16 protein-coding genes, 1 tRNA gene and 1 riboswitch are annotated in these 25,120 nt (G+C 71.9%); of the genes, 8 read left to right on the top strand and 9 right to left on the bottom strand.

From position 1 onward, the window contains the following. Positions 1-371: 371 nt before the first annotated feature. The gene (locus RNB18_RS48090; protein WP_266517189.1) at positions 372-920 is read right to left on the bottom strand and encodes a MarR family winged helix-turn-helix transcriptional regulator; all 549 of its coding nucleotides are present in this window, start codon (positions 918-920) and stop codon (positions 372-374) included. A gap of 122 nt (positions 921-1,042) precedes the next feature. On the opposite strand from RNB18_RS48090, the gene RNB18_RS48085 reads away from it, so the two are divergent. Beyond that, positions 1,043-2,311 carry an MFS transporter gene (locus RNB18_RS48085; RefSeq protein ID WP_311720494.1) on the top strand — a complete coding sequence of 423 codons (1,269 nt, stop codon included), beginning with the start codon at positions 1,043-1,045 and terminating at the stop codon, positions 2,309-2,311. 40 nt (positions 2,312-2,351) lie between these two features. Here RNB18_RS48085 and RNB18_RS48080 read toward each other — a convergent pair whose 3' ends face one another. Together RNB18_RS48080 and RNB18_RS48075 are read right to left on the bottom strand one after the other, a co-directional pair. After that, positions 2,352-3,998 carry a SpoIIE family protein phosphatase gene (locus tag RNB18_RS48080; RefSeq protein WP_311720490.1) on the bottom strand — a complete coding sequence of 549 codons (1,647 nt, stop codon included), beginning with the start codon at positions 3,996-3,998 and terminating at the stop codon, positions 2,352-2,354. Between the two features lie 220 nt (positions 3,999-4,218). Continuing rightward, the gene (locus RNB18_RS48075; RefSeq protein ID WP_311720489.1) at positions 4,219-5,598 is read right to left on the bottom strand and encodes an NAD(P)/FAD-dependent oxidoreductase; all 1,380 of its coding nucleotides are present in this window, start codon (positions 5,596-5,598) and stop codon (positions 4,219-4,221) included. Between the two features lie 374 nt (positions 5,599-5,972). Here RNB18_RS48075 and RNB18_RS48070 point away from each other — a divergent pair, with 374 nt between their 5' ends. Next, positions 5,973-6,755 (top strand): TetR/AcrR family transcriptional regulator, encoded by a 783-nt coding sequence (locus RNB18_RS48070; protein ID WP_311720488.1) that lies wholly within the window; start codon positions 5,973-5,975, stop codon positions 6,753-6,755. 259 nt (positions 6,756-7,014) lie between these two features. After that, positions 7,015-8,940 (top strand): sigma-70 family RNA polymerase sigma factor, encoded by a 1,926-nt coding sequence (locus RNB18_RS48065; protein WP_311720487.1) that lies wholly within the window; start codon positions 7,015-7,017, stop codon positions 8,938-8,940. Here RNB18_RS48065 and RNB18_RS48060 read toward each other — a convergent pair. Together RNB18_RS48060 and RNB18_RS48055 are read right to left on the bottom strand one after the other, a co-directional pair. Further along, on the bottom strand, positions 8,927-12,202 hold the full coding sequence (locus tag RNB18_RS48060) for a BTAD domain-containing putative transcriptional regulator (protein WP_311720486.1): 3,276 nt from the start codon (positions 12,200-12,202) through the stop codon (positions 8,927-8,929). The two genes, RNB18_RS48065 and RNB18_RS48060, sit on opposite strands and share 14 nt — an antisense overlap. 372 nt (positions 12,203-12,574) lie before the next feature. After that, the gene (locus tag RNB18_RS48055) at positions 12,575-14,662 is read right to left on the bottom strand and encodes an asparagine synthase-related protein (protein ID WP_311720485.1); all 2,088 of its coding nucleotides are present in this window, start codon (positions 14,660-14,662) and stop codon (positions 12,575-12,577) included. Positions 14,663-15,345: 683 nt separating this feature from the next. On the opposite strand from RNB18_RS48055, the gene RNB18_RS48050 reads away from it, so the two are divergent. The 4 genes from RNB18_RS48050 (at position 15,346) to RNB18_RS48035 (ending at position 20,635) form a co-directional block, all read left to right on the top strand. Then, positions 15,346-16,770, top strand: a complete 1,425-nt coding sequence (locus RNB18_RS48050) for a hypothetical protein (RefSeq protein ID WP_057609392.1) — start codon at positions 15,346-15,348, stop codon at positions 16,768-16,770. A 76-nt stretch (positions 16,771-16,846) separates the two neighbouring features. Continuing rightward, the gene (lhgO, locus tag RNB18_RS48045; protein WP_311720493.1) at positions 16,847-18,064 is read left to right on the top strand and encodes an L-2-hydroxyglutarate oxidase; all 1,218 of its coding nucleotides are present in this window, start codon (positions 16,847-16,849) and stop codon (positions 18,062-18,064) included. A 289-nt stretch (positions 18,065-18,353) separates the two neighbouring features. Then, positions 18,354-19,232, top strand: coding sequence for a tRNA (guanosine(46)-N7)-methyltransferase TrmB (gene trmB, locus RNB18_RS48040; RefSeq protein WP_311720484.1), 879 nt, complete (start codon positions 18,354-18,356; stop codon positions 19,230-19,232). A 50-nt stretch (positions 19,233-19,282) separates the two neighbouring features. Beyond that, complete coding sequence (locus RNB18_RS48035) at positions 19,283-20,635, top strand: PrsW family intramembrane metalloprotease (RefSeq protein ID WP_311720483.1); 1,353 nt, start codon at positions 19,283-19,285, stop codon at positions 20,633-20,635. Positions 20,636-20,747: 112 nt separating this feature from the next. Here RNB18_RS48035 and RNB18_RS48030 read toward each other — a convergent pair whose 3' ends face one another. The 4 genes from RNB18_RS48030 to RNB18_RS48015 form a co-directional block, all read right to left on the bottom strand. After that, a complete protein-coding gene (locus RNB18_RS48030) occupies positions 20,748-21,701 on the bottom strand; it encodes an aldo/keto reductase (RefSeq protein ID WP_311720482.1) in 954 nt (317 codons plus the stop codon). Between the two features lie 64 nt (positions 21,702-21,765). Next, positions 21,766-22,800, bottom strand: a complete 1,035-nt coding sequence (locus tag RNB18_RS48025; RefSeq protein WP_311720481.1) for a M23 family metallopeptidase — start codon at positions 22,798-22,800, stop codon at positions 21,766-21,768. 11 nt (positions 22,801-22,811) lie between these two features. Next, a riboswitch (cyclic di-AMP (ydaO/yuaA leader) is annotated at positions 22,812-22,969 on the bottom strand. 224 nt (positions 22,970-23,193) lie between these two features. Further along, positions 23,194-24,279, bottom strand: coding sequence for a PP2C family protein-serine/threonine phosphatase (locus tag RNB18_RS48020; protein ID WP_311720480.1), 1,086 nt, complete (start codon positions 24,277-24,279; stop codon positions 23,194-23,196). Positions 24,280-24,386: 107 nt separating this feature from the next. Further along, positions 24,387-24,460, bottom strand: a tRNA-Met gene (locus RNB18_RS48015). Between the two features lie 350 nt (positions 24,461-24,810). Between RNB18_RS48015 and RNB18_RS48010 the strand changes: the two genes are divergently transcribed. After that, positions 24,811-25,071, top strand: a complete 261-nt coding sequence (locus RNB18_RS48010) for a hypothetical protein (RefSeq protein ID WP_311720479.1) — start codon at positions 24,811-24,813, stop codon at positions 25,069-25,071. The last annotated feature ends 49 nt before the right edge of the window (positions 25,072-25,120 follow it).

The following is a 25,120-nucleotide window of genomic DNA, read 5'->3' as shown; positions in this document are numbered from 1 at the left end:
CCGTTTCCGGTTCCGATTTCCTCGGTGCTTTCCAGGTTCCCGCTCTCGCGTTTCCCTTTCCGGCGGTTCCGACTCTATCAGATCCTTTCGGGCCTGATTCCCAGTCAGCGGGGCTTGTCTTCCCGGCTGTTGGGCCGTTCCGACGTCTCAAACCTTAGCGGACTCTCGCTGCGGTCCCAAATCGAGGGCCGCACCCCAATCGAATTGAATTCGGGCACACCGAATTCATCCCGGCTGGGAGATCGTTCTGATGGTTTGAGTGGCCGCTTGCGCGGCGGAGGCGCTACCACAGAACCGTTACGGCTCCGTGGCAACCCGAAGAACTTTACGGATCCGGCAAGTGGCTGTCAAGCACCCTCTGTCAAGATCTTTTAGTCGAGGTCGCTGAGCCGCCCACCGGCGTCCGGCTGTGCGTGCTCCACCCTACGCAGAAGCCGGGTGAGGACGTCCCCGAGGGTGTTGCGCTCCTCGGCGGACAGATCCTGGAGCAGGTCCTCCTCGAAGACCGTGGCCAGTCGCATCGCCTCCAGCCACTTCTCGCGGCCTTCGGCGGTCAGCTCCACTATCACGCGGACGCGGTTGGTCTCGTCCCGCTCCCGGGTCACCAGTCCCTCGGCAAGCATGCGGTCGATGCGGTGGGTCATCGCGGCCGGCGTGAGGCCGAGGCGCTTGGCGAGCTCGCTGGGACCCATCCGATAGGGGGCACCGGAGAGCACGAGGGCTTTGAGGACCTCCCACTCGGCGTTGCTGATGCCGAGATCTGCGGTCTGACGGCCGTAAGCGACGTTCATACGGCGGTTCAGACGGGAGAGCGCCGAGACGATCTGCTCGACCTGGGGGTCGAGGTCCTGGAACTCGCGCTGGTAAGCGGCGATCTGCTCTTCGAGCGTCGGCTCGGGGACGCCGGGAGTCTCGGCCATGGCCGCAGTATGGCACGCGCCTCCTTTGCCTTGAAGTCCTTCACTATGTACTCTTTAGCTTCGAACTTTAGCTTTGAAGTCTTCACGTCTAACTAGTGAGAGAGGTGAACGTGACCAGGGCGATGGGCGCAGCGATGCGCCGGATCCACGTGGGCAACGCACTCAGCGCGTTCGGGCTCGGTTTCACCGTGCCCTACCTGTACGTCTACGTGGCGCAGGTGCGTGGTCTGGGAGCCATGACGGCGGGGCTGGTCCTCGCCGTCTTCGCCGTGGCGGCACTGATCGTGCTGCCGTTCGCCGGGCGGGCCATCGTCCGGCGAGGCCCGCTACCGGTGCTGCTCATCGCCCTGATCACGGCCGCGCTCGGGGCGATGAGTCTCGGCCTCGCCGGCCGTGCGGAGACCGTGCTGCTGTCGGCGGCCGCGCTGGGGGCCGGTCAGGCCGTCATGCAGCCGGCGCTGGCGACGATGATCGTGGACTGCTCCACCTCGGAGACGCGGTCCCGGGCCTTCGCGACGCAGTTCTTCCTGCAGAACCTCGGACTCGGTGTCGGGGGTCTCATCGGCGGGCATCTCGTCGACACGTCGAGCGCCACGTCCTTCACCGTGCTGTTCGCGATCGAGGCGGCGGTGTTCCTGCTGCTGGTGGTCGTGATGGCGACTCTGCGGCTGCCGCACGCGCCCCGCATCGAGGGCGCGCCGACCCCGTCCGCCAAGGGCAGCTGGAAGCAGCTGCTCGGCAACCGCGCCATGGTGCAGCTGTGCGTGCTGGGCTTCGTGTTGTTCTTCGCCTGCTACGGACAGTTCGAGTCCGGGCTGAGCGCTTACGGCGTCGAGTCCGCCGGCATCTCCCCCTCCGCGATGGGGACGGCTCTGGCCGCCAACACCGCGATGATCGTGGTGGCGCAGTTCGCCGTGCTGAAGTTCGTGGAGCGGCGGAGGCGGTCACGGGTGATCGCCGCGGTCGGGATCATCTGGTCCGTGGCGTGGATCGTGGCGGGCTACGCGGGCCTCGGGCACGGCAGCCAGGAGATGGCCACGGCCGCCTTCGTCTCGACGTACGCCTTGTTCGGGCTGGGCGAGGCGATGCTGTCGCCGACGGTGGCCCCCCTCGTCGCCGATCTGGCGCCGGAGGGAATGGCGGGCCAGTACAACTCCGCCTTCGCCCTGGTGAAGCAGCTCGCCCTGGCGGTGGGCCCGGCGGTCGGCGGCCCGATGGGTGCGTCCCTGCCTACGCCGTACATCGTGACGTTCCTGCTGTTCTCGCTGGGGATCACCTACCTGGCCGTCCGGCTGGGCAGGCAGCTGACCCCCGTACAGAACCAGCCGGCACTGCGGAAGAGCCGAGTGGTGGCCCAGGGTGGAGCGACGTCGGAGTCCGTGGCCGCCTAGCTGCAACCCCCTGGGGGCGTGGGGAACAACGCGACCCGCGCTACCCCTTCGGCAACACGAACTCGCACCAGACCGCCTTCCCGCCCCCCGGTGTCCTCCGAGACCCCCAGTTCGACGCGATGGTCGCCACGATGGCGATCCCCCGACCGGACTCGTCACCGGGTTCCGCCCGCCGACGCCGGGGCAGATGGTCGTCCCCGTCCGTCACCTCGACGATCAGTCGCCGGTCGGTACGGCGGAGCCGCAACCGCATGGGCGGGGTCCCGTGCTGCAGGGAGTTGGCGACCAGCTCGCTCACCGCCAGCACGCCAAGATCATGCAGTTCCACCGGGAACCGCCAGCTCGTCAGCACGCCGGAGGCGAACGCACGCGCGCGTGGAGCCGCCTCGACTCCGCCCAGCAGTTCCAACGCGGCGTTGCGGAAGAGATCGCCGTCGGGGCCCGTATGGGCCGGGTGCTGGAGGACCATGACGGCCACGTCGTCGTCGTGTTCCGCGGTGACGCCGGCCGAGCGGACCAGGCGGTCGCAGATCACCTGGGGGCTGCCGGTCGCGCCGGCCAGGGCGCGCTCGAGCGCGGCGATGCCCTCGTCCAGGTCCTCGTCACGGCGTTCGACCAGGCCGTCCGTGTAGAGCACCGCCGTGGAACCCGGGCCGAGGGGGATGGAGCCCGAGGCGTGCATCCAGCCGCCGGTGCCCAGCGGCGGGCCGGTGGGTTCGTCGGCGCGCAGGACGACGCCGCTCTCGTCGCGGACCAGGATGGGCAGGTGACCGGCCGAGGCGTAGACCAGCTTGCCCTCGTTCGGGTCGTGGATGGCGTACGCGCACGTGGCGATCTGGTTGGCGTCGATCTCCATGGCGAGGCCGTCCAGGAGCTGGAGGATCTCGTGCGGGGGCAGGTCCAGGCGGGCGTAAGCCCTGACGGCCGTTCGGAGCTGACCCATGACCGCCGCCGCGCGGACCCCTCGGCCCATGACGTCGCCGATGACCAGGGCCGTGCGGCCGCCGCCGAGGGTGATGACGTCGTACCAGTCGCCGCCGACCGCGGCCTCCGTGCCGCCGGGCAGGTAGGTGGCGGCGATGCGCAGGTCGTCCGGTTCCTCGAGCTCCTGGGGGAGCAGGCTGCGCTGGAGGGTCACGGCGGTCTCGCGCTGGCGGCGTTCGCTGGCCCGGAGACGCTCGGCGGCCTCGGCGTGGTCGGTGACGTCGGTCGCGAATACGAGGACACCGCTGCCACCGCCACCACCACCGTGTCCTTCCGTCACCGGGGTGCAGGTGAAGGTGTAGGAGCGGCCGTCGGGGGCCTTGCGTGACTTGACGGTGCGGGGCTTGCCGCTGCGCAGGACCTGGTCGAGGAGCGGGAGGAGGCCGATCTCGTCGAGCTCCGGGAGGGCTCGGCGGGCCGGTTCGCCGGTGGGGCGCAGGCCGAAGGCGACCACATAGGCGTCGTTGACGTAGGCGAGGCGGTGATCGGGGCCGTGGACGAGGGCGACGAGGGCGGGGACACGGTCGAGGACCTCACGTACGGGGAGTTCGTCGACGGCGGGGACGGGCACGGTCAGTTGTTCGGCGCGGGCCGCGGGGACGGCACCCTCGCTCAGGCGGTCCTCGGTGACCAAATCGTCGGTCCGCGCTGCGGCGCGGCGCTGCGTTCCGGGGAGGCGGGCGCTCCAGCGCGTGAAGTTCACGAATCCTTGCCTCGTGTCGTCGTCTTCGGCGTCTTCGGGCCGGCTCCGGGCCCGGCCGGGGGGCTGGGGACGGCAGCCCGGGGGTGCAGCACGGTGGGAAAACCTCTTGGTTCGAGGGACGGGCGGCTGCCCGCCCGAAGTCGGGCACCAGTCTGGCAGGGTGACCGACCGGGCGACATTCGTCAGACGCCGGGGCGGTCCGTGGAGTTCCTCGGTCCGGTCAGGACGACCCCTTCGGGTCGTTCGTCGGGTCGTGAGGATGCTTTCCACCGGCCGCGAGTTCGAACTCCGCTCGAGGATGTTCGAGTGAACCGAGGGAGACGATCTCCCTCTTGAAGAGCCCCGAGAGGGTCCATTCGGCCAGGACGCGGGCCTTGCGGTTGAAGGTGGGGACCCTGCTGAGGTGGTAGACGCGGTGCATGAACCAGGCAGGGTAGCCCTTCAGCTTGCGTCCGTAGACGTACGCGACACCTTTGTGGAGGCCCAGGGAGGCCACCGAGCCGACGTACTTGTGGGAGTACGTCTCCAAGGGCTCACCCCGCAGCGCGTGCGCGATGTTGTCGCCGAGGACCCTGGCCTGGCGGACGGCGTGCTGGGCGTTGGGGGCCGTCTCCTTGCCGGGCTCCTCGGCGGTGACGTCGGGGACGGCGGCCGCGTCTCCGGCCGCCCACGCGTGCGTGGTGCCGTCGACGGTGAGCTGAGGGGTGCATTTCAGCCGCCCTCGCTCATTGAGCGGGAGGTCGGTGGCGGCCAGGAGCGGGCTGGGTTTGACGCCGGCCGTCCACACGACCGTACGCGTGGGAAAGCGGTTGCCGTCGCTGAGGACGGCGACGCGGTCGACGCAGGAATCCAGGCGGGTGTTCAGCCGTACGTCGATGTTGCGGCGGCGCAGTTCGCTGACCGTGTAGCGGCCCATCTCCTCGCCGACCTCGGGAAGGATGCGGTTGGAGGCCTCGACGAGGATCCACTTCATGTCCTCGGGACGGACGTTGTGGTAGTAGCGCGCGGTGTAGCGGGCCATGTCCTCCAGCTCGCCGAGCGCCTCCACGCCCGCGTAGCCGCCGCCGACGAACACGAAGGTGAGAGCCGCGTCGCGGATCGCGGGGTCGCGGGTGGAGGAGGCGATGTCCATCTGCTCGATGACGTGGTTGCGCAGGCCGATGGCCTCCTCGACCGTCTTGAACCCGATGCCGTGGTCGGCGAGTCCGGGGATCGGCAGCGTGCGCGCGACCGAACCCGGGGCGAGGACGAGTTCGTCGTACGACAGCTGCTCGCCGCCCGTCCGCTCCTCCTCGGTGGCGAGGGTCGTGACGGAGGCCGTGCGCTTGGCGTGGTCGATCGCGGTGGCCTCGCCGACCACGACACGGCAGCGGTCGAGGACGCGGCGCAGTGGTACGACGACATGGCGCGGGGAGATGGATCCGGCGGCCGCCTCGGGCAGGAACGGCTGATAGGTCATGTACGGGTCGGGCGTGACGATCGTGATCTCGACTTCGCCCCGGTCGAGTTCCCGTTTCAGCTTCCGCTGCAGACGCAGAGCCGTGTACATCCCGACGTAGCCGCCGCCGACAACCAGAATGCGCGCACGTTCCTTCACCATCCCATGACGCACCCGTCGCTTGAGTTTGTCCACAGCCTCGACAAATTGTGTGACCGGAGTTCATCGGCGCGCCGGGTTGGCCGGATCTCCGGAGTGCGTGGAAGGTGCGCAGGTCAAGGGGTGTGCGCCGGGCGGGCGGAGGGGGTGCAATCGGGGCGTTTGCCACCCGTACTCCGATCGGGGGGCGCTCCGTGCGGAACCTGCCCCTTCTGAATTGACCCCCACTCAACTATGTTCGTGTGTCGACGGGGTGTAGGGGGATGCGCTCCGGGTCCGCGACGGGCGGACTCGCGAAACGGGCTTGTTCCGCACGCTCCGGCTTTCGATGGCGGGGAGAGTCTCCGGGGGGAGACGTCATTACCGGGGGATTATTTATGCACATTCAGGACTCTCATTGGTCTACCGCGTCCGCCATCGCACCCGGTGGCGGGGCGATGGGCGGCGCGATGGGTTCGGCGATGAGCGCGGCGGGCAACGGACGTGACGGATCGCGTTCGGCCCCGCTGCGCGTGGACGCACAGCGCAATCTGGAACACGTACTGCGCGCGGCGCGCGAGGTCTTCGGCGAGCTGGGCTACGGCGCGCCGATGGAGGACGTGGCGCGGCGCGCCCGGGTCGGTGTCGGCACGGTGTACCGGCGCTTCCCGAGCAAGGACGTCCTGGTCCGGCGGATAGCCGAGGAGGAGACCTCCCGGCTGACCGACCAGGCGCGGGCGGCACTCGGCCAGGAGGACGAACCGTGGTCGGCGCTGTCGCGTTTCCTGCGCACGTCGGTCGCGTCCGGCGCCGGGCGGCTGCTGCCCCCGCAGGTGCTGCGGGTCGGGGTCTCCGACGAGGGCACCGACGGCTACGACGGGACGCGGGTCCCGCAGCAGCGGACGACTCCGGGCTCCGGCGAGCTGCGGCTGGTGCCGGAGGAGGCTCCGATGGTCTCCGCCGACGACGACACCGGGGCGGCGGCACTGCTGGAGGTCGTGGGCCGGCTCGTGGACCGCGCGCGTGCGGCCGGTGAGCTGCGGACCGACGTGTCGGTGTCGGACGTCCTCCTGGTGATCGCGACCGCGGCGCCCTCGCTGCCGGACGCGGCGCAGCAGGCGGCCGCCTCGGCGCGACTGCTGGACATCCTGTTGGAGGGGTTGCGGTCCCGGCCGGTGTGACTCGAAAGGGTGACAGCGGGGTGCGGTCGTTTGACGTCCGCACCCCGGACCATTTCGGCGTTTTTTGGGCGGGCGAACCAACTCCTGCGCCAGCCGCAACAGTTGAGTCTTCCCCGGACGGGTGATGCTCAGTGCTGCCGTGCGGGAAGTCCCCACGGATGAGTGGATGCCCCGTACGGCAGGGCACTGACCAAAAGCCAATATGGCACTCTGACCCGGTGTTCGGGACTGGTTGGGCCGGCGGCGGGGGCATTCCGCGATGAGCGTTGACGGGCGGAACGACCCCCTTGGCGAGGGCGACGGGGAAGCCGGGGGCACCCCACAGGTGCCGGGCCAGGGTGGCCGCGCCGGGATCCCGCAGGGCGGCATCCCGGCACAGGGCGGCGAACCCGTCGAGGGCAGCGTCCCGGCCCAGCGCGACCGGCGGTTGGACGGCGGCGTTCTTCCTCCGCCCAGGGAGCTGCCGCTGTCCGACGCCGACCTGATCGACCGGATGCGCTCCGGCGACGACAGGGCGTACGAGGCGCTCTACCGGCGCCACGCGGGGGCGGTGCGCCGCTACGCCCGCACCTGCTGCCGTGACGGCCACACCGCGGACGACCTCACCGCCGAGGTCTTCGCCAGCATGCTGCATGCCGTACGCGGCGGCCACGGCCCCGAGCACGCCGTGCGCCCCTATCTGCTCACCAGCATCCGCCGTGTCGCCGCCCGCTGGACGAAGTCGGCGAGGCGGGAGCAGCTCGTCGACGACTTCGCGGTGTTCGCCGCGCAGGCCACGCGTTCGTCCGAGGTCTCCGACGACGACACCTTGGACCTGGGCGCCGACGTGCGCGCGATGCACGTGGCCGAACAGTCCATGGCCATGCAGGCCTTCCGGTCGCTGCCCGAGCGCTGGCAGGCCGTGCTGTGGCACACCGAGGTCGAGGACGAGTCGCCGAGCGAGGTCGCCACGCTCTTCGGGCTCGACGCCAACGGCACGCGTGTGCTGGCCAGCCGCGCCCGTGAGGGCCTCAAGCAGGCGTACCTCCAGGCCCACGTCAGTGCCACCCTCGCCGCCGACGAGGAGTGCGCCCGCTACGCCGACCGGCTGGGCGCCTACGCCCGCGGCGGCCTGCGCACCCGTGCCGAACGAGGCCTGCGCAAGCACCTGGAGGAGTGCGCCAAGTGCCGGCTGGCCGCGGGCCAGATCAAGGAAGTCGCCGGCGGTATCCCGGCCGTCGTACCGATCGCGGTCATCGGCTGGTTCGGGGCCGCCGGGTACGCCAAGGCCATTGGGCTCATCGCGGGCGGCGCCGGGGCGGGAGCGGCCGGTGCCGCGGGCGCGGCCGCCACGGCGAGCGAGGGCTCCTCGGGCGGGGCGGGAGCCGGCGGAGCAGCGGCCTCGGAGGGGCTGGGCGCGCCGGTGAAGGCCGGTATCGCGGCCGGTGTGGTCGCCGTGGCCGCCGCCGCTGTGGCGCTCGCGCTGATCGGCGACGACAGCCCGGCCAGGAAGCAGGACGCCAAGCCGCCCGCGTCCGCGCCGGTGGTCGAGCCGGCCGACCCCGCGCCCACGCCTTCCCCGAAGAAGCCCGAGTCGGCGCCCCTCATGGTCCCCGTCGCGGCCGCACCGTCCCCGAAGCCGACACCGACCCCGCCCCCCTCACCGGGCCAGAAGTCCACCCCGGCTCCCACGCCGACCCTCACCCCGAAACCGACAACGCCCCCGAAGTCCGCCGTCACGCCCACCCCTACGCCGACTCCCCCGCCCCCTCCGGCCGTCTACCAGTGGAGCGAGCTGGCCTACGACGTCTCCGGCGACGGCAGCGAGCCCGAGATGCGGATCGGCGAGAGCAGCTGGGTGTGGCAGCGCTACGGCGTCTCGGTCGCCGACCAGGAGTACGCCCACGGCGTGACCGTGCACGGCCGCTCCTCCGTCACGATCGACCTCAACCGCGCCTGCTCCTCCTACGACGCGAGGGTCGGCGTCGACGACATGACGCTGGGTCTCGGCAAGGTGTACTTCTCCGTCTACGCCGACGGGGTGCGGCTGTGGAGGTCCGGGCTGGTCGAGGGCGGCGACCCGGCCGTACCCGTGCAGGTGAACCTCGCCGGGCGCAGGACCGTACGCCTGGTGGTCGAACCGCACAGCCCCTTCGACGACCTCATGCTCGCGGACTGGGCGGAGTCGAAGTTCAGGTGTTCATAGCGCGCCGCGCCCGCGCCACCTCGTCGAGTTCGGCGAGGGCCTCGTCCGGCGTGAGGGCCGAGCCCCGGGCGTGTTCCGCCATGTAACGCGCGGAACCCAGGCCCGTGCGGGCGGTGGCCTCCGCTCGCTCCGCCCCCACGCGTTCGGGGTGCGGGCGAGGGTCGCCGGCGCGCCAGCGCTCCGCGGCGCCGAGCAGCCGGACCGCGCGCGGGAGGTCGCCGAGGTCGCAGAGCAGGGCCGCCGCGCCGTCCACGAGCGCCGCCACGACCGTGTCGGAACACCGCTTCTCGATGGCCTCGCGGACGGTGTCCGCCAGCAGGGGCAGGCCGTGCTCCGGGCCCGACTCGGTGGTCGTCACCATCGCGGCGACCGAGTTCAGCATCACCGTGAACTGGGGTGGCGGGGACGACTGACCGATCTCCTCGCGCACCGCGTCGACCAACTCGCGCGCGCGGGCGGTGTCCTTGTCCTCCAGGGCGATGTGGGCCCGCATCAGCCTGACGAACGCCCGGGTCTCCGGGACGCCGTACCGGTCACCCGCGGCGCTCGCCTCGTCCAGGGTGGTCAGCGCGGTGGAGCGGTCGCCGGTGCGGTACGCGACCTCGGCGAGCCGGGCGATGAGGAACGGCGTCTCGGCGTACGCCCCCACCTCGTAGGCGAGGCGCAGTGCCTCCTCGTACTCCTCCTTGGCCTCGGCGGGGCGGCCGCGGGCCATGGCAGCCTCGCCGGCCGCGCTGCTGACCTGGGCGCGCAGCCAACGGTCGCCCACGCGGCGGCTGAGCCCGCGGAGTTCCTCCAGGTCCGCGTCCACACCGGTCAGACCGCCCGGCGAGTCGACCACCATGTGGGTGCGCAGCATCAGGGCGGTGGCTACGGCCCAGTCGTCGCCATGGGTTCGGCAGTGGGCGACGGAGGCGTCCATCAGGGGGCGGATGTCCACCGAGTCCTTCAGCGAGAGACCGATCATGGGCCAGACGATGCCGGGGAGGCGGGCGGCGTCGGGACCGCCCCGGGCGAAGTGGTTGCGGACGAGTTCCACATAGCGGCGCAGGCGCGGGTCCAGGTCGCCGTCCATGGGCTCTGTCTCGGCCGTGAGGAAGAGATGCAGCATCCGGAGGTTCATGCGTCGGCGGTGCGCCGGGTGGTTCGTCTCGGTGTGCGGGGCAGTGAGGTAGGCGTCGATCGGGTCCTCGGCTTCGCCACCGGACGGGAGATGATGCGTGCGCGTCATGGCCGCCCTGTCCAGGGCCACCCCCAGGCGCAGGATCCTGTCCACCCAGGTCATTCCCTCGCGGCGGTAGTTGCGCAGCCACCAGAACCAGCCCATGGCGAGGACCAGGACACCGGCCTGCGCCTCGTCGCCCGCGGTGAGCGTGCGGTCGACGGCCGCGCGGATGTTGTCCAGCTCGGTCTCCAGACGGGAGATCCACGGGAGCTGTCCGGCCGAACGCAGCTGTGGTTCGGCCTCCTCGACGAGCGCGCGCACCCACGCGCGGTGCCGGAGCTCGGCGGCGGCGCGCAGCTCCGGGCGCTCGGCGGCGCGCTCGACGGCGTACTCGTGGATGGTCTCCAGCAGGCGGTAGCGCATGCCGTCGGAGCCGTCCCGCTCGTGGGGGGTGGCCACGATCAGGGACTTGTCCACGAGCGCGCCCAGGAGGTCCGCGGCCGGCCCGGTGCACACGGCCTCCGCCGCTTCCAGCTCCCAGCCGCCCGCGAACACGGACACCTCGCACAGCAGCGTGCGTTCCCGCTCGTCCAGCAGCTCCCAGGACCAGTCGACGACGGCCCGCAGGGTCTGCTGGCGGGGCAGGACGGTACGGCTGCCGGAGGTCAGCAGGCGGAAACGGTCGTCGAGGCGGTCGGCGATCTGGCGGGGGGTGAGCAGGCGCAGGCGGGCCGCCGCCAGTTCGATGGCGAGCGGCAGCCCGTCGAGGCGCCGGCAGATCTCGGCAACGGCCTCCCGGTCGGCGAGCACGGCGGCCGCGTCGGGGCGGACGGCGGCGGCGCGCTCGGCGAACAAGCGGTGCGCCTGGTCGGGGAGGAGGGGTTCGACCGGGCGCACGGACTCGCCCGGCACTCCCAGGGGTTCACGGCTGGTGGCGAGGACGGTGAGCCCCGGGCAACGGGTGAGGAGGGTCTCCGCGAGGCGGGCCGCCGCCTCGATGACATGTTCGCAGTTGTCAAGGATCAGGAGCTCGCTGCGCTGGGCGCAGTACTCGACGAGCAGGGCGATCGGGTCGTCCTGCGGGGCCGTCAGCTCGGTGGTCATGAGCACGGTCTCGCGCAGACCGAGCGCGCTGACCACCGCGCCGGGCACCGCCTCCGGCCGGTCGAGCGGGGCGAGCTCGACCAGCCACGCCTGCGGGAGCCCGGCGGCGGCTTCCTCGGCGAGGCGGGTCTTTCCGGATCCGCCCGGTCCGGTGAGGGTGACGAGGCGGGCCCTGTGCAATTCGGAACGGATGGCGTCGAGTTCGGGTTCCCGGCCCACGAAAGAGGTAAGGCGCGGACGGATGTTGCCGGTGCGTTCGGCACGGGGGCTGCTGAGAGGGACCGTGAGCAGTTCGGCGTGCAGGTCTCGCAACTCCGGGCCCGGGTCGGTGCCGAGTCCGTCGGCGAGAGCGCGGCGGGAGGTCTCGTAGGCGGCGAGGGCGTCGGCGCCACGGCCGGTGTCGCGCAGGGCGCGGATGAGCAGAACGTGCAGCGGCTCGTCGTACGGATGCGCCCCGGTCAGCTCCTTCAGTTCCGGTACGACGTCCTGGGCACGGCCGAGCAGCAGATCCGCTTCGATCCGGGTCCGGGTGGCCTCCAGGCGCAGTGTCTCGGGGCGGGTCGCGGCGGTGCGGTCGGGGAGGTCGGCGAGGGCGTCACCGCGCCACAGGGCGAGGGCCGCGGTGAGGTTCCGCGCGGCTGTCCGTGCGTCCCGGTGGGCCAGGGCGACGGTTCCCTGCCGTACGAGGCGCTCGAAGACATACAGGTCCACGTCGTCCTCGGTGGCGGCCAGCCGGTAGCCGCCGGGTTCGGAGACGATCGTGTCCTTGCCGACGGTACGGCGGAGACGGCCGACCAGTGCCTGGAGGGCGGCCGTGGCGTCCTGGGGCGGATCCTGACCCCAGACCTCGTCGATCAGGGTCTCGGGGCTCGCGGTACGGCCGGGGCGGAGGGCGAGGGCGGCGAGCAGGGTGCGCACGCGGGGGCCGCCGAGGGGTATGCCGATGCCGTGATCGTCCGCCGCCTCGGTCACGCCCAGGATTCTGTACCGCACCGGTTCATTGTCACCGGGTTCCTGCCATCGGCTGCGCCTTTTCGCCGGGTGGCGCCAGGATGTGCCGGTTCCGGTTGTCGGGCGGGTGCAGGCCGGTGGGGGCTGGTCGCGCAGTTCCCCGCGGGCAGCTGCGCTGGGCTTGGGCGGGGCGCCTACGGGGGTGCCGGGTCGGGTTGTCGGGCGGGTGCAGGCCGGTGGGGACTGGTCGCGCAGTTCCCCGCGCCCCTGGGGAGTTGCAGTCACCCGCGCCACGACGGACCGACCCGCCCCCACCGAAGCCGAAACGGGCCGCCGCAGGCATCCAGGGGCGCGGGGAACTGCGCACAACGCCCGCCCCCACCGAACCCGCACAGGCGCCGCAGGCAAACCCGCTCAACCGCCGGAGGCACCCGCCCCCAACGCCCCCCGCTGCGGCCGGATCCCCGCCGGCACCGCACGCGCGCGTGCCGGGGTTCCGGTCCAGCAGGTGCCGCGGCGGGCCAGCAGCCGTCCCAGCCACAGTTCCAGTGAGACCAGGTCCGCCAGGCCGTCCAGAGGCAGGGGTTCGCCCTCCGCCGCCGCCCGGAGCGCCTTGCGGACCACCCGGGCCTCCACCAGACCCGCCTGTGCCAACAACGGTGTGCCGAACAGGGACATCAGGGAGTCCGCCGACACCCGCAGCCCCGTACGGGTCGCCGCGGCCGAGGAGGCGTGGGACGGGGCACCCCAGCCGGGCGGGAGGTCGGAGACACCGGCGCCCTCCAGGACCGTACGGAGGATATCCGCGCGGGCCCCCGGCCGGACCCGCAGCGCCTCCGGAAGGGCACGGCAGGCACGTACCACCTGGTTGTCCAGGAACGGCGCGTGCAGCCGCTGGGAGCGGATCTCCACGGCCTGCTCCAGGACGCGGAGGTCCGAGGCGTGACGAGCGAGTGCCGCACGCGCGCGGAAATCGCCGGGATGCTGCCCGGGACCCACCCCGGATCGATGCGTGGCCCCCTGCAGGCGAACCGATACTTCAGCCAGCGCCTCCCCCGTCAGCCACCGCGCCGCAGGCCCCGGTCTGGCCCAGGTGAGCGCGGCGAGAGACGCCCCCACCGCACCCCCGGGCTCGTCGAAACGCTGATGCATGAGCCGGTCGGCCAACATCTCCAGACCGACCCGGTACGGCGTACGGGCCAGCCGCCGCGCAGCGCCGTACACGCGCGCGGGGACGAGCACGGACCCGTCCGCCTTGGCCAGGGCGGCCACCGGCCTGACCAGGTGGCGACGCTTGCGGTCCATCAGCAGGTCCGCGAGGCGCGCCGGATGCGCGTCCAGCACCTGCCGGGCCCCGTAGCCCGTGAAGTGGTCGGCGCTGCCCGCGGCCAGCCGGGCGCGGTGCCGCGCGGCCGTCACCAGGCACGGTCCGGGTTCGTCCGTCAGCGGCCCGTCCAGTTCGGCGTAGGGAAGCGTTTCCTCGCCGCCGGTCACCACCACATGGTGCAGCCGAGGGTTCGCCGCGAGCGTCCCCGCCCGTTCCAGCTCGGCCTCCCGTCCGCCCACGGCCAGGTCGTTGAAGGTGACCGCGAGCAGCCGCTCGCCCGCCCCGGTGCCGTGCCCCAGGACCGTCCCCGGCATCCCGGGCAACCCGGCTGCCAGCAGGGCGAGCGTCCCCGACGCGGGCCCCCCGGACAGGTCGGCCCCGATCCCCGGCACCGGCATCCCGCGCGCGGCACGGCGTTCGGCGGGCCCCATGCCGGGCACGGGACCGGGGTCGATGTCGGGCACGTGCCGGGGCGCGGAGAGCCGGGCACGCACCGCCTCGACCAGCGCGTCCCGCACACCGTCGACCGCGCTGTCCGGGTCGGCGGAGGGCGCGGCGACCGCGAGGGAGGCGACCGGCTCGTAGCCGGCGATCTCTCGCGCGCCGTTGCGCAGGATCAGCGCGTGACCCGGCGGAATGCGCCGCACACCCTCATAGGGCGTGGAGTCGTGGAGCGCGGCCGGTACGTCGGGGGCGGCGAGCAGCGCGGCGAGGTGCCCGAAGTCGAGGTTGGCCTCGATGAGGTCGGCCAGGGGCAGGGCCGCCGTCGCATAGGCCGTACCGCCGGCCCATGGCGTGTGGAACACCGGCCGCGCGCCCGCCAGATCGCCGCCGACGGTGATCCGGCGGCCCACCTGGACCACCGCCGTGTACGCCCCCGACCAGGCCGTCAGATGCCGAAGTGCCCCTCCGCGCGCGGCGAGCAGTCCGACCCGCAGCTGTTCGTCGGAGGCCCCGCAGGTGCCGAGGACCGCGATCCGGGTCTGCGCGTCGACCGTGACCACGCGCACCTCGTCGGGGCGCCAGTCGCCGACCGCCCACAGCGGATCCGGGTCACCCCACAACAGGTGGGAACCCACCGGGTGCACGGTCTCGCCGTCGCTTCCGGTCGCCCCGGCCGCCCCGATCCCGGAAACGCCCGCGGCGGTGCTGCTCCATCCCACCAACCACCGCATCGACGCCTCCACAGGCTGTGGACAACCAGTGCACCGTACGAACCGGTCACCATGCTGCCATGAAGGAAGCGTGCCGGAGGGCCGGTGGAGCCGCTTGAGATGCGGGGAACGCGCCCCTGTGAACACCCGCGTACGCCTGCGAACACCCACGCGGGGCAAGGGGCGTGCGACGCGAATGCGCCCCCGATACGCTCCCCCAGAACGCCTAACGCGCCCTCAACTGCCATGGTAGGAGGGCTGATCACCCGCGAAGACGAGGGTCTGTTTTCGGCCAAATCGGCGTCATGGGGACAGGCTCACCCACGCTCCGTACACAGTCCGCGCGCCGCACGACAGGCGCGCAGCCCGGGAGACGCCACTTCGCCCCCCGGGCCCGTCCGCCGCCCGCGGGGATGTAGGCGGCGGTGTCCCCCAGCCCACTGGATCCAGTACAGCGGGCCGACCCACGCATCATCCATGGAAGCGCTCCCCCGTTGGCCGGAGAAGAGCGCACGGACAGGCGCACGGCCACACAGCGGGAGCACGACACAACTGCGCGTATCGGACCCGTACTTCAGTACGGACCACAATCCCGCCATCCGGAACAATGCCTCTTAACGCTTGGGATGCGGCGAACTACGCTGGGTTTACGAATGCCGCGTGGTTATGCCAGCGCGGCAGCCGTCTGTGTCGAGGGGTGGCGCATGTCCAGGGAGCAACGCGGGCCGAACGAAAAACTCGGCACCGTTCTCGCCCTCGCGGGAATCAGCAACGCAGGACTCGCGCGTCGCGTCAACGATCTTGGCGCTCAACGCGGGTTGACTCTTCGCTACGACAAGACGTCGGTGGCGCGCTGGGTGTCGAAGGGAATGGTGCCGCAAGGTGCGGCGCCGCACCTCATCGCCGCCGCCATCGGCCAGAAGCTCGGCCGCCCGGTGCCGCTCCACGAGATCGGCCTGGCGGACGCGGATCCCGCACCGGAGGTGGGCCTCGCCTTCCCCAGGGACGTCGGACAGGCCGTCAGGTCGGCCACGGAGCTCTACCGTCTCGACCTCGCCGGCCGCCGGTCGGGCGCGGGCGGCATCTGGCAGTCCCTCGCCGGTTCGTTCGCAGTGAGCGCATACGCAACGCCCGCCTCACGGTGGCTGATAACCCCGGCCGACAGCTCGGTCGCGCGCGAGGTGAACCACTCCGAGGACTCCGGCGCACCGCTCAAAGTCGGCCACAGCGACGTGCAGAAGCTGCGGGAGGCCGCCGAGGACGCCAGGCGCTGGGACTCCAAGTACGGAGGCGGCGACTGGCGTTCGTCCATGGTGCCGGAGTGCTTAAGGGTGGAGGCGGCACCGCTGCTGCTCGGCTCGTACTCCGACGAGGTGGGCCGGGCCTTGTTCGGCGCCTCAGCCGAACTGACCCGTCTCGCCGGCTGGATGGCCTTCGACACGGGCCAGCAGGAGGCGGCACAGCGGTACTACATCCAGGCACTGCGGCTGGCCCGGGCAGCGGCCGACGTACCGCTCGGCGGGTATGTGCTGGCGTCGATGTCGTTGCAGGCGACCTACCGAGGCTTCGGCGACGAGGGCGTCGATCTCGCGCAGGCCGCGCTGGAGCGCAACCGGGGGCTGGCGACGGCCCGCACCATGAGTTTCTTCCGGCTCGTCGAGGCGCGGGCACACGCGCGTGCGGGTGACGCCGCCGCGGCCGGAGCGGCACTCAAGGCGGCCGAAGGGTGGCTGGAGCGGTCCCGGGACGGGGACAACGATCCGTCGTGGCTCGGGTTCTACTCGTACGACCGGTTCGCCGCCGACGCGGCCGAGTGCTACCGGGACCTGAAGGCACCGCGTCAGGTGCGACGATTCACGGAGCAGGCGCTGTCGAAGCCGACGGAGGAGTTCGTACGGTCGCACGGGCTCCGCCTCGTCGTCTCGGCGGTCGCCGAGCTCGAGTCGGGCAATCTCGACGCGGCGTGCGAGCAGGGCGTGCGGGCGGTGGAGGTCGCGGGGCGGATCTCCTCGGCCCGTACCACCGAGTACGTGAAGGATCTGCTTCATCGGCTGGAGCCGTACGGTGATGAGCCGCGGGTGGTGGAGCTTCGGGAACGGGCCCGGCCGCTGCTGATGGCTCCGGCCTGAGCCCCGGACGCCGTCACCGCCTCCCGCGTTTGAAGTGACTGTCAGTGGTGCAGTGCACTATCGGGTGTGGGAGGTGATGCAGGTGTCGACGGGGATCGCTTACGACTGTGACGTGCTCGTGGTCGGTGGGGGCATTGTCGGGTTGTCCACGGCGTATGCGATCACGCGCAGCGCGCCCGGTACCCGGGTCGTCGTGCTGGAGAAGGAGGCGGGGCCCGCTCGGCATCAGACCGGGCGCAACAGCGGGGTGATCCACAGCGGGATCTACTACCGGCCCGGGTCGCTCAAGGCGCGGTACGCGGCGCGGGGCGCCGCCGAGATGGTCAAGTTCTGCGCGGAGTACGGCATCGCTCACGCCGTCACCGGCAAGCTGATCGTCGCCACCGAGCGCAGCGAGCTGCCGCGGCTGCACGGACTGGTGCAGCGCGGACGGGAGAACGGCATTCCGGTGCGCGAGCTGGGCGCCGCCCAGATCGCGGAGTACGAACCCGAGGTCGAGGGGCTCGCCGCCATACACGTCGGGACGACCGGCGTGTGCGACTTCGTCGGGGTCGCGCGGCAGCTGGCCGAGGCGTCGGGCGCGGAGATCCGGTACGGCGCCGAGGTGCGGCGGATCGACCGGCGGCCCGAGCTCGGCGTCGCCGTGCTGACGGGCGCCGGGGACGTCGTACGGGCCCGGGTGCTGGTGAACTGCGCCGGGCTGCACTGCGACGAGGTGGCCCGGCTGACCGGGGACGAGCCGGGGATGCGGATCGTGCCGTTCCGAGGGGAGTACTACTCGCTGGCACGGCCCGAGCTGGTGCGGGGACTGGTGTATCCGGTGCCGGATCCGGCGTTTCCGTTCCTCGGGGTGCATCTCACGCGCGGAATCGACGGGGGCGTGCACATCGGGCCCAACGCGGTGCCGGCGCTGGCCCGTGAGGGGTACGACTGGGGGACCGTACGGCCTCGGGAGCTGGCGGAGACGCTGGCTTGGCCGGGGTCGTGGCAGATAGCCCGGCGGCACTGGCGGTACGGCACGGGGGAGCTGCGGCGGTCGGTGTCGCGGAGGGCGTTCACCACGGCTGTGCGCAGGCTGCTGCCTGCCGTCACGGCGGATGATCTGGTGCCTTCGGCGGCCGGGGTGCGGGCACAGGCGGTGCTGCGGGACGGCACCCTGGTGGACGACTTCCTGATCCGCGAGGGAGCTCGTGCGGTGCATGTGCTGAACGCGCCCTCGCCCGCGGCGACGGCTTCCCTGCCGATCGGGCGGGAGGTGGCCCGACGGGCGCTGGAGACGCTGCGCTCGGCGTGACGGGTGCGGGTGCCGCCACCCGTCCGTGACGACCCGGATACGGCTGCCCCGGCCGCCGCCACCCGACCGTGACGGGCCCGGACACGGCTGCCCCGGCCGCCGCCACCCGACCGTGAGGGCCTCGACGCGGCTGCCCCGGACGCCCCACCCGACCGTGAAGGGCCCCGACGCGACGACTCAGACGCCCCGCGCCGGAAGGGACAGCCCAGAAGCCCCGCCCCCGGACGTGACGGCCGGAACATCCCTGAGCGGCATACGTCCCCGAGGCCGCCGTAAAATCGACCCCACTGTGTCTGACTCCCTCAACGCCCCCGAAGCCCCCCGGTCCCGGCCCGCCGCCGGCGAATCCGCTCTGCACGCCCCCGGTGCCCCCGTTCGGCACACCCGGGCCAAAGGGGAGCCGCGGTTTCCCGACGGGCCCAGTGCCGATCCCGCGGGATCGCACTTCGAGCGGCGGATCCGGAGTTTTCAGCCGCGCCGCAGCCGGGTGACGGCGGGGCAGGCGGACGCGTTGCAGCGGCTGTGGCCCACGTGGGGCCTCGACATCGACGGGCAGCGCACGATCGACCTCGGTGAGATGTTCGGCAACGACCACCCGGTCGTGCTGGAGATCGGCTTCGGGATGGGTGAGGCCACCGCGCAGATGGCCGCCGCGGAGCCGGGGATCAACATCCTCGCCGTCGACGTGCACACCCCTGGGCAGGGGAACCTGCTCAATCTCGCCGAGCAGCAAAAACTGTCCAACGTCCGGGTCGCCAACGGCGACGCCATCATCCTGCTGCGCGAGATGCTCACCGAGGACTCGCTCGACGGGCTGCGCGTCTACTTCCCGGACCCCTGGCCCAAGAAGCGGCACCACAAGCGGCGGCTGATCCAGCCGGAGTTCCTGGACCTGGCCGCGGCGCGGCTGCGGCCCGGGGCGCTGGTGCACTGCGCGACCGACTGGGAACCGTACGCCGAACAGATGCTCGACGTGCTCACCGCGCATCCCGACTTCGAGAACACACAGGCAGACGGCGGTTTTGCGTCGCGTCCCGACTTCCGGCCGCTGACCCGTTTCGAGGGGCAGGGACTGGACAAAGGACATGTCGTGAACGACCTGCTGTTCCGCCGCGTACAGCACGGCGACCGACCCGACCGATCCGACCAGTCCCCCACCGGCGCCTGATCACCCGTCCCGCCTGCGGGCGGCGCCTCTGTCTCGTTAAGGTCGATGCTGTGGCCACCTGTCCCCCGTATCCGACGCACCCCGGTGACCCCACCGGCGGCGCCGCGCTGCGGCATGCGCACTGGTGGCAGCGGAAGTGGGTGCGCTACGGCGCCCTGATCACGCTCCTCGCGCTGTCCGGGCTCGTCATCCTCGCCCTGGTCCGCCAACAGACCGGTACCGAGGGGTTCCTGGTCGGGCTGGGCCTCGCCGTCCTGCCCGTACCGCTGCTCATAGCCGCGTTCCGCTGGCTCGACCGGGTCGAACCGGGCCCCTGGCGCAATCTGCTGTTCGCCTTCGCCTGGGGCGCCTGTGCGGCGGCGCTGATAGCGATCATCGCCAACAGCTTCGCGACGAAATGGATAGCGACGGCGACCGCCGATCCGACCAGCGCCGACACCCTCGGCGCGACCGTGATAGCACCGATCGTCGAGGAGTCCGCCAAGGCCGCCGCCGTTCTGCTGGTCTTCCTGTTCCGCAGACGCGACTTCACCGGGATCGTCGACGGGGTGGTGATAGCGGGGGTCACCGCCACCGGCTTCGCCTTCACCGAGAACATCCTCTACCTCGGCACCGCCTTCGGCACCGACCAGCTCAACGGCCACGGCGGCATCGCCTCCGTCACCGCCGCGACCTTCTTCGTGCGCGTCGTGATGTCACCGTTCGCGCACCCCCTGTTCACCGTCCTCACCGGCATCGGCTTCGGCATCTCCGCGCTCTCGGCGGAACGTCAGCACGTACGGCGGGTGCTCGTCCCGCTGTCCGGGCTGCTGCTCGCGATGGGCATGCACGCGATGTGGAACGGCTCCTCGACGCTCGGGGAGTACGGGTTCTTCGCGGTGTACGCGATGTTCATGGTGCCGGCGTTCGCGCTGCTGACCTGGCTGGTCATCTGGACGCGGCAGCGGGAGCTGAAAACCGTGCGCGAGGAACTGCCCGCGTACGCCGTCGCCGGGTGGCTGGCGCCGACCGAGCCGTATGTACTGGGCTCGATGCGGGCGCGACGGATGGCGCGGGAGTACGCGCGTCGGCAGTTCGGCGGGCGGGCCGCGGCACGGGCCGTCTCGCAGTACGAGGCGTACGCGACGTCCTTGGCGTTCCTGCGGCGCCGGGGGCGGCTCGGGCGGGCGAACGCCGACTTCGTCGTACGGGAGCGGGAGTTGCTGCACGAGCTGTGGCGGCGGCGGGACGTCGCGCGACCCGCGCTGGACCACGCCGCCCGGATGACGGCGCCGCCGGTCCCGGTGACCGCGCCGCCCTGGCCGGTGTACGGGGTGTACGGCTATCCGCCGCACCCGGTCCAGCCGGCCCAACCGGCCCACCCGACGGTGCCGTACCCCGCGTACAACCCGTACCGGACGTAGCTCGACCACAACAGGAACCGTGGGCGCCCTGCTCGGCGCGGCCACTCCGCCGCGCGGACCGCGGCGCCGACCGTGCAGAGCCCGGCACCGTCGGCCGGGCCCTGCGCTCGAGTCAGGCCGACGCCTCCGTCAAGCGAGCCGCCTCCTCCTCCGTCAGCACCAGCTCCGCCACCCCCAGCAGCGCCGGCAGCTGTGCCGCCGTACGCGCGGAAGCGATGGGGGCCGCGACCGTCGGCCGGGACGCGAGCCAGGCGAGGGCGACTGTGGCGACCGGGACGGTGTGGGCCTCGGCGATGTCGTCCAGGGCCGCGAGCACCTTCTGCCCGCGCTCGGTGTCCAGGTGCTTGCCGGCGCCCGCCGCGGCCCGCGGGCTGTCGACGGTCGCGCCGGGGCGGTACTTGCCGGTGAGGAACCCGGAGGCGAGGGCGTAGTACGGGACGGCGGCGAGGCCCTCGCGCGCGGCCACCGCCTGCAGCTCACCCTCGTAGGTGTCACGGGAGACCAGGTTGTACTGGGGCTGCAGGGCTACATAGCGCGCCAGGCCCTCGCGGTCCGAGAAGGCCAGGGACTCCGCGAGGCGCGCGGCGGAGATGTTGGAGGCGCCGATCGCCCGCACCTTGCCCGCCTTCACCAGCTCGTCCAGCGCGCCGATGATCTCCTCGACCGGCACCTCGGTCTTGTCGAAGTGGGTGTAGTAGAGGTCGATGTGGTCGGTGCCCAGGCGCTGCAGCGAGGCGTCGGCGGCGGCCTTGATGTTGGTGGCGGTCAGGCCGGGGAAGTCGGGGTGCTGGCTGACCTTCGTGGCGATGACGAGGTCGTCGCGGTTGCCCCGCGCCGCCACCCACTTGCCGATGACGGTCTCGGACTCACCGCCGGAGTTGCCGTCGACCCAGGCCGAGTAGGAGTCGGCCGTGTCGAGGAAGTTGCCGCCCGCGGCGGCGTACCCGTCGAGGACGGCGAAGGACTGGGACTCGTCGGCCGTCCAGCCGAACACGTTGCCGCCGAGGGAGAGCGGGAAGACCTCGAGGTCGGAGGAGCCGAGCTTGCGAAGCGGAGAAGCAGTCATGTCCTACGTCAACGCAAGCAGCGGACGCCCGCCTTCCGCAACGGGCGCTAAATCGCCGTAAACCTCAGGGGTTGAGACCCTTGCCGCGCAGCCACGCCATCGGGTCGATCCCGTCGGCCGAGCCGCCCGGGTGGACCTCCAGGTGCAGGTGCGCGCCGGTCACGTTGCCCGTGGCGCCCACGCGGCCGATGACGTCACCGGTGCTGACCTTCTGGCCGACGCTGACGCTGATCGAGGACTGGTGGCAGAACCACAGCTCGGTGCCGTCGTCGAGGGTCAGGATCGTGCGGTAGCCATAGGAACCGGCCCAGCCGGCCTCGGTGATGGTGCCGCTGTGGATGGCCTTGATGAGCGTGCCCGTGGGCGCGGCGAAGTCGAGGCCCGTGTGGTAGCCGGAGGACCACAGCGAACCGGCCTGACCGAAGGTCGAGGTGATGGTGTACGACGAGGTCGGCAGCGTGTACTGCTTGGCGAGCTCGGCCAGGCGCTCGGCCTCGGCCTTCTTCGCGGCCGCCTCCTCCGCCTTCTTCTTCGCGGCGGCGGCCTTCTCCTGAGCGTCCTTCTCCGCCTTGGCGGCGGCCGCGTCGGCCTCCTTCTCGGCGGCGGCCGCGACGGCCTGGGCGGCCTTGGTGTCGATCTGGTCCTGCTGCCGCTCGGCCTGGGCCAGGATGCGCGAGCGCAGTGCCTCACCGGCGTCCGAGGTGCCCTTGGTGGTGTCGGCGGTGGTGGCGCCGACGCTGCTGAAGGCGCTCGTGTCGTCCGCGGCGGAGTCGGCGTCGTCCGAGATGAGCGAACCCACGGAGGGCAGGTCGGGCATGGAGATCGTGACCGGCGGCTTGCCGGTGTTGGCGCTGGCCATCCCGCCCGCGCTGACGGCGGCTATGACACCGACGCCCAGAACGGTGGAGCTGCGGGCGAATCCTCCGCCACGCTGCTTGGCGACGCGATGCCGGCCACGTACGGCGGGGAGGGTCTCCGCGGTGGGGTTCCACTCCCCCAGCGGGGCCTCGTCGTCGGCGCGGTAGCCGCCGTACACAAGTGTGTCTGTACTGCGCTGACCGGGCTCGAACGGAGCCTCAGGGGCAGGCGGGTTCGCCACGTGGGCGCACTCCTTTCCTTCCTTCTCGCCTACCGGGTTAGCTGACGGGTTCGGAGCAGGAAGGTCTCCTACGCGCGTATACCCGCCGTGCTGCCACGGCGGAGTACGAGCGATTCACCCCAAGTTGGTGGTTCCCCGGTTCCCTTGCGGAATTCGGCGCGTGAGCACGGAGCCATCTCTTGTGACGGCTGGGACGACCGCGCTGCGTTATCGAACGTTAATAGACCCGGGGGCCCGATTCCAAGCTGTTCCGCTTGATCATTAACGAAATCCGGCAGGACTTACGGCCCATGAACGGTGAAAAACGGGCGAGTTGACCTCACCTCAGGCAACCCACAGGTTTTGACTGCGCGTCAGTGGTTATGCGGAGGGCGCTCACCCGCTCACCCCACGTCACAAAGGCCGTCGCACGGCGAGCAGCGCCAGGTCGTCGGTGAGGAAGCCACCGGAATGCCGGCGCGCCTCCCCCACGAGGGCGGCGAGCAGCGCGCCGGGCTCCCGGAAGGCGCGCCCGGCCAGCCGCGCCTCGGGGTCGTAGAACCGCCCCTGCCGGTCCCGCGCCTCGGACAGTCCGTCCGTATACAGCAGCAGTGTGGCCCCGCCGGGGAAGCCGTACTTTTCGCCCCGGTCGGGCCAGGTGCCGAGGTCGCCCATGCCGAGCGGCAGCGCGGGGTCCTGGGCGGGCAGCGCGCGCACCGTGCCGTCGGTGTGCAGCAGCAGGGGCGGCGGATGCCCGCGGTTGACGATCCGTACGACCCCGTCGTCGTGCGGGAGTTCGGCGAGGACGGCCGTGGTGAACCCCTCGAAGACCTCGACGCTGTCCCGCCGCGTCGCCTCCCGCGCCAGCGCCCGCTCCAGCCGCCGGGCGACGGCCTCCAGCGTGGTCTCCCGCTCGGCGGCCTCCCGGAACGCCCCGATGACGATCGCGACGGCCGCCACCGCCCCCATCCCCTTGCCGCGCACGTCCCCGACGATCATCCGTACGCCGTGCGGGCTGTCCTGCACGGCGTACAGGTCCCCGCCGATGAACGCGTCCGCCTGGGCCGCCTCGTAGCGCACCGCGATGTCGAACCCGCCGATCCGCCCGGCGGGCCCGGGCAGCACCGCCCGCTGTGCGGCCTCGGCGATCTCGCGCTGGGAGGCGAGGCGTTCGCTGCTGCGGCGGACGAGGAGATTGATGAGGACCGCGAGGACGGCGACCGTCACCACGGTGACCGTCTCGGTGACGGCGTCGACTTCGAGGAGGATGCCGAGCCGCAGGTGGACCGCGAGGACGACGAGGACGGTCGCGAGGCCGGTGAGGACGGTGCCGCGCCTGGAGTAGAGCGGGGCCGCGACCAGAGGCGCGGCGGTGAAGAGGGGCGCGGCGGAGAACTGGGACGGTGTGAGGTAGTCGTAGCACCCACCCGCGACGAGCAGCAGCGCCGGGAGCAGGCGAACGAAGGTGCGCGCGTACGAGATCGGCCCCTCCTGCTCCACGCCTCCAGGTTTCCCGGAGCGGGAGCGGGAGGCGAGCGGGGTGGCCCGACCGGGGGAAACACTCAGGGCCGGAGTCCAGTAACTGGACTCCGGCCCTGAGCCGTGAGTAGCGGGGACAGGATTTGAACCTGCGACCTCTGGGTTATGAGCCCAGCGAGCTACCGAGCTGCTCCACCCCGCGTCGTTGTGTGACCAGCATACGTCATCCGCGGGGTGGTTCGCGCCAGGATTGTTTCGGAGGCGGCCGGGTCTCCTCGGCGAGCTTGTGCGCGGCCGGGACGGAGACGCCGAGCCGGTTCACCATGGTGTCGAGGACGGCCTCCGGGGCCGGACCCGTGGAGCGGACCACCGCGCCCCGGCACGGCCGGGGGGCGGGGATTCGCCGGACTGCCGTAAGTGGGCGGCCTCTGCGGGGTGTGACCGTGCGCTGCCGGACGGGAGGAGCGGGTCCCTTGTGCAGGCGGCGCGGGTCCGGTCGGCCCGGCGAGGGCGGCGTACCGTGGCGCCCCTCACGGAAGCGAGGAGGGGGTCATGGCGGCAGACGACGAGCGACCGGTGGAGATCGACAAGCGGGACATCCCGCTCTCCGGCGGCCGGACCCTGCGGGTGACGGAGTTCGGCAACGGCAGCATCCGGCTGGCAGTGCGGGCGGGTTCTCCCTATGTGGTGACGAGCCTGGAGCAGATCGACGACGGGGCCGTACTGAAGCTCTCTCCCGGCCGCGAGGGATCGAACGCCCACCGGAACTGGGTCCGCGACCACGGCGACGGTCACGACGGCCGCCCGGAGTGAGCCCCGCTCGGGCGTCCCGATGGTGTAGCGGGCTACACCGTGCGCCCGG

It is taken from the genome of Streptomyces doebereineriae, assembly GCF_031845645.1.
Classification (GTDB): Bacteria; Actinomycetota; Actinomycetes; order Streptomycetales; family Streptomycetaceae; genus Streptomyces; species Streptomyces canus.
The sequence above is the reverse complement of the archived record's forward strand: the minus strand, read 5'-3'. Positions and strand labels throughout refer to the sequence as shown.